This is a genomic window from Antarctobacter heliothermus, from assembly GCF_900188425.1.
GTDB lineage: Bacteria > Pseudomonadota > Alphaproteobacteria > Rhodobacterales > Rhodobacteraceae > Antarctobacter > Antarctobacter heliothermus.
Genome location: NZ_FZON01000080.1, coordinates 1 through 14,051, shown reverse-complemented (window position 1 = coordinate 14,051; position 14,051 = coordinate 1). Strand labels below are relative to the sequence as shown.

Below are 14,051 nucleotides of genomic sequence, written 5' to 3'. Positions count from 1 at the left end.
GTCACGTCCGTCGTGCGGAAGTAGAACTGCGGGCGGTAGTTCTTGAAGAACGGCGTGTGACGGCCACCTTCTTCCTTGGTCAGGATGTAGACCTCACACTCGAACTTGGTGTGCGGGTTCACCGACTTCGGCTTGCACAGAACCTGGCCGCGCTCGACGCCTTCACGATCGATGCCGCGCAGCAGAACGCCGACGTTGTCGCCAGCTTCACCGCGATCCAACAGCTTGCGGAACATTTCGACACCGGTACAGGTGGTCGAGGACGTGTCACGGATACCAACGATTTCAATGGCATCGCCCACGTTGATCACGCCACGCTCGATCCGGCCGGTCACAACCGTACCACGACCCGAGATCGAGAAGACGTCTTCGATCGGCATCAGGAACGGCTGGTCGATCATGCGCGGCGGCTGCGGGATGTACTCATCCACGGCGGCCATCAGTTCACGGATCTTGTTCTCGCCGATTTCCGGATCACGGCCTTCCATCGCCGCCAGCGCAGAGCCCGCGATGATCGGAATGTCGTCGCCCGGATAGTCGTATTCGGTCAGCAACTCGCGGACTTCCATTTCGACCAGCTCGAGCAGTTCCTCGTCGTCGACCTGATCAACCTTGTTCAGGAAAACAACCATGGCGGGAATACCCACCTGGCGGCCCAGCAGGATGTGCTCGCGTGTTTGCGGCATCGGGCCGTCAGCGGCGTTCACGACCAGGATCGCGCCGTCCATCTGGGCGGCACCGGTGATCATGTTCTTGACGTAGTCGGCGTGGCCGGGGCAATCGACGTGCGCGTAGTGGCGGTTGTCGGTTTCATACTCGACGTGCGCCGTCGAGATGGTGATCCCGCGGGCTTTTTCTTCCGGGGCGCCGTCGATCTGGTCGTAGGCGCGGAAGTCACCGAAATACTTGGTGATCGCCGCCGTCAGCGTCGTCTTGCCGTGGTCAACGTGGCCAATGGTGCCGATGTTGCAGTGCGGCTTGCTGCGTTCAAACTTTTCCTTACCCATCTTTCAGACGCCTCTCGGTTGGGGGCCCGACGTGCCCCGGCAGTTTCATCGCGCGCCATTTATTGACTCGCACCGCAAAAATCAAGCGCCACTTGGGTGTTGTAGGTCGACGCTCGAAAACACTCAGCAGCCGCCAGCGATCTTTGGCGCGTTGGAGGCGGGTTTGTAGTCTTCGGTAAACCAGTCGTCGCTGGCCATCATTTCCCGCAGCCATTTCTCGATGTCCTTGGCCGCAGTTTCGGCCAGCCGCTGCATCTGTTCCTCGCGGGTCAGTTCCAGCCGCGTCTCGAACACCTGGATCACCATGACGTCATGCACCTTCTTGTTCATCTTGATGCAGTTGGCGTCGTCGTAGATCGTCGCGGTGACGTGCAAGGCCGATTTGCCGGGGACAATCGGGGGCGGTAGGGAATAGGCGATCACCTTGACCCCAAGATGATAATAGCTGTCGCCCTCGAAACGGCGGAACCGGGTTTCCAGTGCCCCGTCCACAGCCTTGATCCACTCTTCTGGGGTGGCATCGCGCGACACCAGAAGCTTGTTCGGCGCGGGTTTTTCTGTGACGACCTCGGCGTGGCCGAGCAGGAAATTCCCCATAGGCTCTGTTGGCCCGGCCAGGTCTTGCGTGGCGTCCGTGCAGGCAACCAGCCCCAGCGCCAAAAGCAATACGGCAGCGATCCGGATCATTAACATCCCTCCATGTCGGCACCTCGATAGGCGCCAATCGCCTGCGTGCATTCACACGCCAATTTTGTCGACCCCCCGTCCGGGCCTATGTTCGCAACAGCGACCAAGGTGCCACAGATGTCCCGCCCTTGCATGGCTATGCACATCCGCGAAGCGGGCGGGCATCGCGGCAGAATCCTGCGCCGACCATCTGTCCCTGGTCCTTGCGGACCCGGGGGTCACTTTTTCGTCAGGCCGCAGCCTCGTCCGCCACGCGCGGTTCGCGCCGCCCTGTTGCGGGCTGGGGCTCCGCCTATCCAGTCGCCGTTTCTTCCACCGAAAGAAGCATCTCGCTACGCGCGATTCGCGCCTGGAACCCACAACACATCCGCGCGGCCATCGTCATTGGCGATCCGTGCCGCGACAAAGAACCAGTCCGACAAACGGTTGAGATATTTCACCGCCTCGCCGTTCACCGTCTCCATCGTCGCCAGTTCCACTGTGAACCGTTCGGCCCGGCGTGCAACCGTCCGGCAGTGGTGCAGATGGGCCGCCAGCGCCGACCCACCGGGCAGGATGAAACTGCGCAGCGGCTCCAGCACGCCATTCATCACGTCAATTTCCGACTCCAGACGGGTCACCTGCGCCGCGACCATGCGCAGCGGCGGATACTCACGTTCTGCGTCCTTTTCCATGTCGGGCGTGCACAGATCAGCCCCCAGATCGAACAAGTCGTTCTGAATCCGGCTCAGCTCCACGTCAAACTCACCCTCGGCCTGCAAACGTGCCAGGCCCACGACAGAGTTCAATTCATCCACCGTGCCGTATGACGTCACCCGTGTGGAGAATTTTGCCACCCGCGACCCATTGCCAAGCGCCGTTTCGCCGGCATCCCCGGTCCTGGTGTAGATCTTGCTCAGAACGACCATTGTCAGCCCCCTCTTATCCAAACGAACAGCAGGATCAGCACAACGGCAATGAATTGCGCCGCAATGCGCCAGCGCATCGCCTTGTTGGCATATTTCTTGTTGAACGCACCGCCCCTGGCAAAGCTGCCGATGCCGAACAGCAGCACAGCCAGAACCGCCAGCATGGCAACGGCGACGACGATAAACAGCGGATCATTGGCCATAACGCCTCCTGAGACTTTCCCTGTGACATAGCGGAGCGCTGGGAAAAAGCGAAGGGACGGAAAGTCACCCCTTCGCCACCATCCAGTCCAGAACCCGTATCGGCAGTACCCGCCGCGCCGTCTCCATCAGCCAGGTGGCGCGCGTGACAAAATACCGGGGGCGCGGGCGCGGGCTTTCCAGTGCGTGGATCAGTTTGGCCGTCACGGCAGAGGGCGGCAGTTCGAATGTATCGGGCTTGCCGCGATCCTCGTACAGCCGCTGCAGCAGACTGTCTTTGTATTGCGCGGCACGGGGGCTGGCCTTCCAGTCGATCCAGCGCTCGAAATGCGGGATCGAGTTCTGCCGGATCTTTGACGTGATCGGCCCGGTGTTCAAAAGGACGACATGTATCGGCGTGTCGCGCATCTCGATCCGCAGGGTACTGGTCAGCCCCTCGGTCGCAAACTTGGCGGCATTGTAGGCGGACCGCCAAGGGGCCACGACAATGCCCAGAACAGAGCCGTTGTTGATAATCCGCCCGTGACCCTGCGCCCGCATCACCGGAATCACGCGCCGCGTCAGATCATGCCAGCCAAAGACGTTCACCTCGAATATCTCGCGCAGCGCCTCAGTTGGCAGATCCTCTGCCGCGCCGGGCATCGCATAGGCCCCGTTGTTGAACAGCGCGTCCAGCGTGCCGCCGGTTGCGGTCAAAACCTCGGCCAGTGCGGCCTCGATGCTGGCGGTGTCGCTATAGTCCAGTCGCGGACTGTCAAAGCCTTCGGCCCGCAACTTCGCGCAATCCGCCTCTTGGCGGCAGGCGGCAAAGACCCGCCATCCGCGCGCCTTCAGCCCATGCGCCGCGTCATAGCCAATCCCCGAAGAGCAGCCAGTGATAAGGATGGATCGCTGTGTCATGCGCGCCCTCTACGGCGCAAGTGACGGAAAGGAAAGAGGCGCGGCCCTCACTATGCCTCGCCCTCTGACCAACAAGCGTCAGTTGGGGACGTTCAGGAAATCATCCGACATCCAGCCCTCGGTTTCGGCACCGACAACCCGCAGTTTGACCCAGCCGTCGCCGGTGTCATCCAGAACCTCGACCTCGACCCCTTCGTCCAGCTTGGCAACGATTTCGTAGGAGGTCGCCGGTCCGTCGCGCAGATTCACGCGGCTGGCAGAGACCACCCGCACGTCCCGCTCTTCCGGCACAAACTCCGGAGCAAGCGCCCCTCCCATCTTTGTCCCCAGCGGAAGCGAGGTGCCCAGTCCCGCAATCCGCTGCATCGGCGCTTCTGGGTCAAAGAGAACTTCCTCCGCGGGAAGCGCCCCGGCCAATGCCAACGCAATTTCGTCAACAGGCTGGGCGAGGGGCTGCACGGCGGGGTCAGCACCAGGGTCGGCCGGGGGCGTGATCTCTGCCGTTCTGATTGGTGCGTCACTCTCTGCTGGGGTCACAGGCGGCACTGTCACTTTCACCGATTTGGACGACAGCGGTTCGCGGACACTCAACGAGGTCACACGCGGCGCAGGATCGGGCGCAGGATCGGGAGTGTTTTTTGCGGCCGGAATCGGCTGAAGCCCCGCAAGCGCAGGCCGGTCGGGCAAGACACGCGGCGCAGTCGTATCGACGTCGGCAAGGATGGAGACACCGTTGCCGCCCGGAACGAAATCGCGACCGCCGGACAGCGCGTACCACGACCACCCCAGCACCGCAAACGTCACCACCATGGTCCGAACCATCTTTACCCCCCACACTGCCCATCCCCTGTCGCTATCACCCCCCGGCGCGCAGACCCGTGTTTAAGCGATTCCCCGATTTCCTCTAAGGGAAAAACCCGGAATATTCCCCGGCCCCGCTTGCTGAGGCGACGTGGCAGGGATATCACCACATCTATGGACGACGACGCCGACACCCCCAACATGCCTGAACGCAATCTGGCAGAGCCGCTGCGCCGCGCCATTGGCGAGCGGTACCTGACTTATGCGCTCAGCACCATCATGCATCGGGCGTTGCCGGATGCGCGCGACGGGCTGAAGCCGGTTCATCGGCGTATCCTGTATGCAATGCGCAGGCTGCGGCTTAGTTCCACCGGGGGCTTTCTGAAATCCGCCAAGATCAGCGGCGACACCATGGGGGATTTCCACCCGCACGGCGACACGGCGATCTATGACGCCATGGCACGGCTGGCGCAGGATTTCACCATCCGTTACCCGCTGGTCGACGGTCAGGGCAACTTTGGCAACATCGACGGCGATAACCCTGCTGCCAGCCGCTATACCGAAGCGCGCATGACCATCATGTCAGAGGCGTTGATCGAAGGGCTGGACGAGAACTCGGTCGATTTCCGCCCCAACTACGACGGTCGCCTGATGGAACCGTCGGTGCTGCCCGCCTCGTACCCGAACCTGCTGGCCAACGGGTCCAGCGGAATTGCGGTCGGCATGGCCACCAACATCCCGCCGCACAACATCGCAGAGCTGATCGACGCCTGTTTGCATCTGATCCGGTCCCCGAACGCGGTCGATGACACGCTGATGCAGTATGTGCCCGGGCCGGACTTCCCCACCGGGGGTGTGATTGTCGAACCGGCAGAGAACATCGCAGAGGCCTATCGCACCGGGCGCGGCAGCATCCGCCTGCGCGCGAAATGGTCGGTCGAGGATCTGGGACGCGGCACATGGCAGGTTGTCGTCACCGAAATCCCCTACCAGGTGCAGAAATCCAAACTGGTCGAACGCATCGCCGAGTTGATCCAGACCAAGAAGGTCCCGATCCTGGCCGATGTCCGCGACGAAAGCGCCGAAGACGTGCGCATGGTTCTGGAACCACGGTCAAAGAACGTCGACCCCGACGTGTTGATGAACATGCTGTTCAAGAACTCAGACCTCGAAGTCCGCTTTTCGCTGAACATGAACGTTCTGATCGACGGGGTCACGCCCAAGGTCTGCTCGCTCAAGGAGGTATTGCGTGCCTTCCTTGATTTCCGGCGTGAGGTGCTGATCCGTCGATCACGTCACCGGATGGCCAAGATCGACAACCGGCTGGAAGTGCTCGAAGGGCTGATTGTCGCCTTTTTGAACCTTGACCGCGTGATCGACATCATCCGCTACGACGACGACCCCAAGGCGGCCTTGATGTATGAGGATTGGTCACGCCCACATCAGGCCACGCTGACCCGCGCCACGGACGAAAGCGATTATTTCTCGCCCCTGACGGGCGTCGATGTGGCGGCGCTGGAACTGCGCGAAGACCCAGAGGCCATCGCGCGCGGCGTGCTGGCCGATGACGGCACCGACGCCAAGGTGCCCGCCCGCTTTGTCGGCCGGTCCGAGGGGCTGTCGGATGTGCAGGCCGAGGCGATCCTGAATATGCGCCTGCGGTCGTTGCGCCGCCTTGAGGAACTGGAACTGGTCAAGGAACGCGACGCCCTGATGGAAGAGCGCGCAGGCCTTGAGGACCTGCTGGACAGCGAAGACCTGCAATGGAAGCGCGTCACGGACGAGCTGAAGGACGTGAAAAAGAAGTTCGGCAAGGGGCTGGATCGCGGCGCGCGCCTGACCGCCCTGGCCGAGGCCGGAGAGGCCGAAGACGTCCCGCTGGAGGCGATGATCGACCGCGAGCCGATCACCGTGGTCTGTTCGCAGATGGGCTGGATTCGCGCCATGACCGGCCATATCGCGTTGGACCGCGAGTTGAAGTTCAAGGACGGCGACGGCCCGCGCTTTACCTTCCATGCCGAAACCACCGACCGCCTGTTGGTCTTTGCCTCGACCGGGCGGTTCTACACCCTGTCAGCAGCGGCATTGCCCGGCGGGCGTGGCATGGGCGAACCGCTGCGCCTGATGGTGGATCTGCCGAACGAGGCCGGGATCATCGACATCTTCATCCACAAACCGGGGCGCAAGCTGTTGGTGGCCTCCTCTGCCGGGGACGGGTTCGTGGTGCCTGAGGACGACATCATCGCCCAGACCCGCAGCGGCAAGCAGGTGCTGAACGTGCGCGCCCCGGCGCGGGCACTGGTGTGCAAACCGATCGATGGCGATCATGTCGCCGTGGTGGGTGAGAACCGCAAGGTGCTGGTGTTCGCGCTGGACGAACTGCCCGAGATGGGCCGGGGCAAGGGCGTGCGCCTGCAAAAGTACAAGGATGGCGGGCTGTCTGACGCGCGGACCTTTACGCTGGCTGACGGTCTCAGCTGGCGCGATCCGGCAGGCCGCACCCGGACGGAAACCGCGCTGGAGGAATGGACCGGCAAGCGCGCCGGGACGGGCCGCATGGCGCCGCGCGGCTTCCCAAGGGACAACACATTCACCTGAGCGTTTCGCGCGCGAAACATCTCGCGTTAACAACAGGTTAACCACAAACTCAGAATTTGCTGAACCGCGCCTGCTCGTGGTCCGCCATGCCTGACGCAGTGCCCGTCGCTGCGGCGCGCAACAGCGCAGTTGCACCCTCGCCCCGAAACCGCCAATCTGCCTGCGGAAACGGCGGCGGGACGGGGACCGATTTGAAGGCGCAGGAGATTTCCCCGGGCACGCAGGCGCGGGCCGAGGATGTGGCGCAGCAAGAGCGCGGCGAACACCTGTCGACGCATTTCGCGGGCCGTCGCTGGCCGATTTTCAAGCTGACGCTTGGCACTGGCGTTCTGACGGTCCTGACCCTTGGCCTGTATCGGTTTTGGCAAAAGACCCGCATTCGCCGCTGGTACTGGTCCGCAATCCGTCCCGGCGGGCATCCGCTGGACTATGTCGGCGAACCGTTCGAAAAATTGCTGGGGTTTCTCATCGCCGTTGTCATTCTGGCGTTTTACATCGGCATCGTGAACCTTGGCCTGATGTTTGCCAGTTTCGCGGTTTTTCAGGGCAATACCGCCGCCTATGCGCTCAGCTTTGTGGGGGTCATCCCGATCTGGTTCTATGCCCGCTACCGAGCCCGGCGGTATGTGCTGGCGCGCACTCGCTGGATGGGGCTGCGCTTTGGCCTTGCCCCCGGCGCCTGGGGCTTTGCCCTGCGCGCGCTTTGGCATTGGCTGCTGACCTTGATCACGCTGGGTCTGCTGTGGCCGCGCATGACCTTCAAGCTGGAAAAATACCGCACGGATCGCACATGGTTCGGCGATCACAGCATGGAGCAGGGCGGGTCGTGGTTCATGCTGTTCTGGTGCATCAAATGGCATCTGTTCGCCCTGGGACTGCTGTTTGTGTCGACTGTGGTGCTGGGCGCCGGTCTCGCCCCGCTGGCGATCCTTGGCTACATCCTGGCCGGGCTCATGTTGCTGTTTGGCGCGGTCTACTACCGCGTCGAGACGCGCAAGCGGATGGCAGGGGCCAAACGCCTTGGCCCGATCCGTCTGCAACTGGTATTGAGTCCGTTTCGCGTGTTCTGGATCCTTCTGTCCGGCTACGCGCTGGCGCTGCTGGTCTCGGCGATCCCGACCGCCTTTCTGGGTGTGCTGTTCCTGCGCTTGCAATCGGCAGATACGCTGACCGAAGTTGGAATGGAAAATGTCTCACAGCTCTTTTCCGGGGCCGATCGCTGGCTGCTGGTGGGCATGACGGCCATGAGCTATTTCGCAGTTTTCCTGATCTGGTCGGCGGTGACACAAGCCTGGGTCACGCTGCCCCTGACCCGGCTCTATGCGCGCGGTTTGCGGATCGACGGGGCCGAGTCGCTGCCCGCCATCCACCAACGCCCGCGCGATGACCACCTAGAGGCCGAAGGGTTTGCCGAGGCGCTGGATGTCGGAGCCTCCCTATGAGCAGGGTGCCGCACGGTGGCACAAGGCCACCACCGCTTGAGACCAGCGGTGATTTCTTTGACGGCGAAACCGCTTTTGCACGCCCGGTGAACCTGCGCATCGACACGGATCGCCGCCTGTTGACCGGGGACGGCATCGACTGGCCGGTGGACGACATCCGCGAGGTCATGGATCAGGCGGGCGGCGACCTGATCGTTCTGCGGCTAAAGGGCGATCCCGTTGCCCGTCTGATCCTGCGCCACGGCGACATTCGCCCGCGGCTGCCCAATCGCAGGCGATCCGCGCCGCTGGTCCGTCGCGGGCGGCTGTTCGGCTGGGCGTTGGCAGCGGTCACTTCCGTGGCGCTGATCCTGTTTGTTCTGGTGCCTTTGATGGCCGATCAACTGGCCGAATACATTCCGCCGAGCGGCGAAAAGGCCCTCGGAGAGGTGACGCTGACCCAGATCCGCGAGGCGCTGGACGACACCGGCCTGAGCCCCGTCAGTTTTTGCACCGCGCCCAAGGGCGAGCAGGCCCTGCGCAAGATCGAGGCGCGACTGACCGCTCAGATGGCAACACCTGTGGATTTGTCGGTACATGTCCTCAATCATGAGATGGTCAATGCCTTTGCCCTGCCCGGCGGACAGATCGTCCTGTTTCGCGGCCTGATCGACGAGGCGACTACCCCCGAAGAACTGGCGGCGGTCTTTGCCCATGAGATTGGCCATGTGATCAGCCGCGATCCCACCCGGCACGCCCTGCGGTCGGCCGGATCCATCGGGGTGCTGGGCCTTATCTTTGGCGATTTCGCGGGCGGTGCGGTTGTGCTGCTTTTGGCCGAACAGTTGATAGAGGCACAATACAGTCAGGGGGCAGAGGGGGCGGCGGATGTCTTTGCCCATGACCTGATGATCCGCGCGGGCCTGTCGCCCGCCGCGCTGGCAGTCATGTTTGAACGGTTCCGTGCGCTGGGAGGCGACGCCGAGGGTTTTATCGGACATTTCCTGTCGCACCCCGGTCTGGGAGACCGCATCGCCGCCGCCCGCGACGCCGTGCCCGCCGGGTTCCGTCCGCGCCCGCTGCTTGCCGCCGACGAATGGCGGGCCTTGCAAGATATATGTTCGGACGGAACGCTCTACTGACGCCAAATCGCATCACCCCCCAAGGGCAGGCATTCCCGACTTTACGCATGGCCCCCCTCCCCTCATCGTAGGAGCATTGTCTGCGCACGCACCGACTGCGCCCCACCCGCGACCGAGAGATTGTGACTATGAGTACCACTCAAGATTCCATGGACATTCGTTATACGGGCGAAAAAGGCCCATTATTCAACCTTGCCTTCAAGACCGGTCTTTTGACCGTTGTCACGCTGGGCATCTATCGGTTCTGGCAAAAGACCCGCATCCGAAAATACATCTGGTCCTCGGTCGACGCGGGTGGCGACACATTTGAATACACCGGCACCGGGATCGAAAAGCTGCTTGGGTTCCTGATCGCCGTGGTCTTTCTGGCGATCTACATCGGCATCATCCAGATGGTTCTGTTTTACGCGGGTCTGAGCGTCATGGTCGATCCACAGCGCGCGTCACCCCAGGAGATGATCGCCCAAACCATTGCACTCTATATCACCTTCTTCGCGGTCCTGCCGTTTATCCTGTATGCCGTTTATCGCGCGCGGCGCTACAAGATGGCGCGCACCCGCTGGAGGGGCATCCGGTTCGGCATGGAAAAAGGCGCATGGGGGTTTGTCTGGCGCGCGATGGGGTATGGGTTTCTGGCCGTGATCACGCTGGGCATCCTGACGCCGCTGCAAACCTTCCGGCTGGAGAAATACCAGGCGGATCGCAGCTACTACGGCTCTGCGCGCTTTACCCAGACCGGCAAATGGACAGAACTTTACCCGGCCATGAAGCATATGCTGATCGGCATCGGCATCCTTGTCCTCAGCTTTGCCCTGATCGGCGGCGGCGCCGTATCCGAAAATGTCGGACTGATCGGGTTTGGCGGGTTCGCGGCCTTTGTCGGCTATGTCTGGGTCATCATCGGCGGCATCCACTACGGTGTGCAGTCCTTTGCCTACCTGACCGCGAACAAGGTTCTGGGCGACGACATCCACTTTACCGCCGCGCCGCGCACCGGCTTTGTCATCAAAACCTATATCGTCGGCGGTCTGCTGGTCGGCCTCTTGGCCTCTGTCGCTTTCGGGATCGTCGGCACCATTGCCGCCGCCTTTATCCCGCTGCTTCAGAATGGGGGCGGCATGATCGCCTTCGGCATCGTCATGGCAGTTGGCTATGTGGTGGCCTTGGTGCTGACGCAGGCACTCAGCCTGATCCTGATCACCCAGCCGATCCTAGCGCACTACATCGAAAAGCTGGAAATCGTGAACGCCGATGGCCTGAACCGCATCGCCCAGCGCGAGGCCGAAACCGGCGTCGACGCCGAAGGCTTTGCCGATGCGCTGGATATTGGCGGCGCGATCTGATGCAAAAGACAGAGGCGCATTTCTTTAATGGCCTCACGGCGGGGCGGCATGAGGTTCATGTCGCCCTTTCCGACGACCGGCAGGCCATGATCATCACCGGCGACACGCTGCCGGAACCGCTGCGCTGGTCGCTGATGGACCTGCGCGCGCTCCATGACACCTCACACAAGGATCGGCTGACGCTGACGCGCCACGCCGATACCGGGGACGAGGCCCCGCGAGATCCCGCCCGACTTGTCCTGCACGACCCCGAGCTGATTGCCTGGATGCACCGCACCCGGCCCGGCCTGTTCCGCACCGACCTGCACAAGGGCACATGGCGCAAGGTGTTTCTGTATAGCGGCGGCGCGCTTGTCGCCGCCGGGCTGATGCTGTTTGTGATCCTGCCCGCCATGGCCAACACACTGGCCCTGATCATCCCGGTCGAGCGTGAGATCGCTTTTGGCAAGGTTGTCGTCTCTCAGATGGAACGGGTTCTTGGCCGCACCGAGAAAAAGTCGCTGAGCTGCGAAAATCTGGCGGGTCGGGCCGCGCTGACCACCATGCTGACGCGGCTGACCGAAAACCAAGAGATGGAGTACCAGATTTCGGCACAGGTCTTTGACCATGGAATGGTCAACGCCTTCGCCGCGCCCGGCGGGCAGGTGGTGATTCTGCGCGGGCTGCTGGACAATGCGCAAGGCCCGGATGAAGTGGCCGGCGTGCTGGCACATGAAATCGGCCACGTCGAATCGCGGGACGCCACCCGCCACGCCCTGCGCACTGCCGGATCTGCCGGTCTGCTGAGTATGCTCATCGGCGATTTCACCGGAGGCACTGCCATTGCGCTGGTCGGTGAGCACCTGATGACCGCCGCCTACACCCGCGACGCAGAGGCCGCCGCCGACCTGTTTGCTCTGGACATGTTACAGGCGGCGAATGTGGACGCCGCAGGCTTTGCCCGGTTCTTTGACGAAATGGACGGTTTGAAAGGCATCGAGATCCCGGCCTATCTGTCGACCCATCCCGTCACCGCAGAACGCGCCGAACAGGCGCGCGGCTTTGCGCAATCCCAATCCGGCACACGTCCGATTCTGAATGATGCGGAATGGCAGGCGCTGCGCAATATCTGCCGGTGATCCCTGACGTCTTGGACATCGCCTGGCCCCTTCCCCCCGCAGGAGCCAAGGGGCTGGCTACCGCCTGATAGCGCAATCGGGAAAATTGAATCCGGCGATATGGTGAAAAACGTTCCGTCATGGCGACGCGGATTGACAATAACGCGACGATTTTTCGCTGTTTCCACCTGTCCGGGCGGGCTACACCACCGTGCAAGGAAGTTTCGCGGGCGCTCCCGCGGGCATGACAAACCTGAGGAGAGACACGCAGATGAAGGTCCTGGTACCGGTCAAGCGCGTGATCGACTACAACGTGAAAGTTCGCGTGAAAGCGGACGGATCGGGTGTCGATCTGGCAAACGTGAAGATGTCGATGAACCCGTTTGACGAAATCGCCGTCGAAGAGGCCATTCGCCTCAAGGAGGCCGGCAAGGCCGATGAGGTCATCGCGGTCTCCATCGGGGTCAAGCAAAGCCAGGAAACCCTGCGCACCGCGCTGGCCATGGGCGCTGACCGCGCCATCCTCGTGGTCGCCGCTGATGACGTTCACACCGACATCGAGCCGCTGGCCGTCGCCAAGATCCTGGCCAAGATCGTCGAAGACGAACAGCCGGGCCTTGTGCTGTGCGGCAAGCAGGCGATCGACAACGACCTCGGCGCCACCGGCCAGATGCTGTCGGCCCTGCTGGGCTGGTCGCAGGCCATGTACGCCAACAAGGTCGACGTCGAGGGCGATCATGCCGTCGTCACTCGTGAGGTCGACGGTGGGTTGCAGACCATCAAGGTCAAGATGCCGACCATCATCTCGACCGACCTGCGCCTGAATGAGCCGCGTTATGCCTCTTTGCCGAACATCATGAAGGCCAAGAAAAAGCCGCTGGACGAAAAGACCGCCGCCGATCTGGGTGTCGATGTCACGCCGCGTCTGGAAATCGTCAAGACCGGGGAACCGGCGGCCCGTGCGGCTGGCGAAATCGTCGGCTCTGTCGATGAACTGGTGGCGAAGCTCAAGGAAAAGGGGATCATCTGATGGCCGTTCTGCTGATTGCCGAAATTACTGACGGCGCGCTGGCAATGGATGCCACCGCCAAGACCGTCGCCGCTGCGCAGGCGCTGGGCGAGGTGACCGTGCTGGCTGCGGGTGCGTCGGCCAAGGATGCCGCCGCCGAGGCCGCCACCATCGAGGGCGTGTCAAAGGTACTGCTGGCCGAGGATGACCTGTACGGTCACCGTCTGGCAGAGCCTGTCTCTGCGCTGATCGCGTCGCTGGCGGGGGATTACAGCCACATCGTCGCCCCCGCGACCACCGACGCCAAGAACATCCTGCCGCGCGTCGCCGCGCTGTTGGACGTCATGGTGTTGACCGATGTGACCGCTGTGGTGGACGCCGACACGTTCGAACGCCCGATCTACGCCGGCAACGCCATCCAGACCGTGAAATCGAAGGACGCGAAAAAGGTCATCACCTTCCGCACCTCGACCTTTGACGCGGCCCCCACTGGCGGCTCTGCTGCGGTCGAGGACATCGCCACCGGCGAAAACCCCGCCCTGTCCGAATGGGTCGAGGACAAAGTCGCGGCCAGCGACCGCCCCGAGCTGACCTCAGCGGGCATCGTTGTGTCCGGCGGGCGCGGTGTCGGCAGCCAGGACGATTTCGCCCTGATCGAGAAACTGGCCGACAAACTGGGCGCGGCCGTTGGCGCGTCACGTGCGGCGGTCGATTCGGGATTTGCGCCGAATGACTGGCAGGTTGGTCAAACCGGCAAGGTTGTGGCCCCCGATCTGTATGTCGCGGTCGGCATTTCGGGTGCGATCCAGCACCTGGCCGGCATGAAGGACAGCAAGGTCATCGTTGCAATAAACAAGGACGAAGAGGCTCCGATCTTTCAGGTCGCCGACTACGGCCTTGTCGCGGACCTGTTCCAGGCCGTGCCGGAACTGACCGA

13 protein-coding genes are annotated in these 14,051 nt (G+C 62.6%); 7 read left to right on the top strand and 6 right to left on the bottom strand.

What is annotated here, in order from left to right:
- From tuf to CHB90_RS23610, 6 genes are all read right to left on the bottom strand, one after another.
- A partial coding sequence (tuf, locus tag CHB90_RS23635) for an elongation factor Tu (RefSeq protein ID WP_089280218.1) occupies positions 1 to 1,007 on the bottom strand: 1,007 nt, incomplete at its 3' end.
- 123 nt (positions 1,008 to 1,130) lie between these two features.
- Entirely contained in the window at positions 1,131 to 1,694 is a 564-nt protein-coding gene (locus CHB90_RS23630; RefSeq protein ID WP_089280217.1) for a hypothetical protein, read from the bottom strand.
- Between the two features lie 332 nt (positions 1,695 to 2,026).
- Positions 2,027 to 2,602 (bottom strand): cob(I)yrinic acid a,c-diamide adenosyltransferase, encoded by a 576-nt coding sequence (locus CHB90_RS23625; protein WP_089280216.1) that lies wholly within the window; start codon positions 2,600 to 2,602, stop codon positions 2,027 to 2,029.
- Positions 2,603 to 2,604: 2 nt separating this feature from the next.
- Positions 2,605 to 2,805, bottom strand: coding sequence for a twin transmembrane helix small protein (locus CHB90_RS23620; RefSeq protein WP_089280215.1), 201 nt, complete (start codon positions 2,803 to 2,805; stop codon positions 2,605 to 2,607).
- A gap of 64 nt (positions 2,806 to 2,869) precedes the next feature.
- Complete coding sequence (locus CHB90_RS23615) at positions 2,870 to 3,703, bottom strand: SDR family NAD(P)-dependent oxidoreductase (protein WP_089280214.1); 834 nt, start codon at positions 3,701 to 3,703, stop codon at positions 2,870 to 2,872.
- 78 nt (positions 3,704 to 3,781) lie between these two features.
- The gene (locus CHB90_RS23610) at positions 3,782 to 4,525 is read right to left on the bottom strand and encodes an SH3 domain-containing protein (protein ID WP_089280213.1); all 744 of its coding nucleotides are present in this window, start codon (positions 4,523 to 4,525) and stop codon (positions 3,782 to 3,784) included.
- Positions 4,526 to 4,678: 153 nt separating this feature from the next.
- Here CHB90_RS23610 and CHB90_RS23605 point away from each other — a divergent pair, with 153 nt between their 5' ends.
- The 7 genes from CHB90_RS23605 to CHB90_RS23575 form a co-directional block, all read left to right on the top strand.
- Positions 4,679 to 7,102, top strand: coding sequence for a DNA topoisomerase IV subunit A (locus tag CHB90_RS23605; protein WP_089280212.1), 2,424 nt, complete (start codon positions 4,679 to 4,681; stop codon positions 7,100 to 7,102).
- Positions 7,103 to 7,293: 191 nt separating this feature from the next.
- Positions 7,294 to 8,544, top strand: a complete 1,251-nt coding sequence (locus CHB90_RS23600) for a DUF898 family protein (protein WP_245823353.1) — start codon at positions 7,294 to 7,296, stop codon at positions 8,542 to 8,544.
- Positions 8,541 to 9,665: a M48 family metallopeptidase gene (locus CHB90_RS23595; RefSeq protein ID WP_089280210.1), complete on the top strand. Its 1,125-nt coding sequence runs from the start codon at positions 8,541 to 8,543 to the stop codon at positions 9,663 to 9,665. Before CHB90_RS23600 ends, CHB90_RS23595 begins: the two co-directional genes overlap by 4 nt.
- Before the next feature lie 128 nt (positions 9,666 to 9,793).
- A complete protein-coding gene (locus tag CHB90_RS23590; protein WP_089280209.1) occupies positions 9,794 to 11,008 on the top strand; it encodes a YjgN family protein in 1,215 nt (404 codons plus the stop codon).
- A complete protein-coding gene (locus CHB90_RS23585; protein ID WP_089280208.1) occupies positions 11,008 to 12,126 on the top strand; it encodes a M48 family metallopeptidase in 1,119 nt (372 codons plus the stop codon). Before CHB90_RS23590 ends, CHB90_RS23585 begins: the two co-directional genes overlap by 1 nt.
- A gap of 250 nt (positions 12,127 to 12,376) precedes the next feature.
- Positions 12,377 to 13,135 carry an electron transfer flavoprotein subunit beta/FixA family protein gene (locus CHB90_RS23580; protein ID WP_089277280.1) on the top strand — a complete coding sequence of 253 codons (759 nt, stop codon included), beginning with the start codon at positions 12,377 to 12,379 and terminating at the stop codon, positions 13,133 to 13,135.
- Positions 13,135 to 14,051, top strand: a 917-nt coding sequence (locus CHB90_RS23575) for an electron transfer flavoprotein subunit alpha/FixB family protein (RefSeq protein ID WP_089280074.1), incomplete at its 3' end; no start/stop codon positions are given. The genes CHB90_RS23580 and CHB90_RS23575, both read left to right, overlap by 1 nt.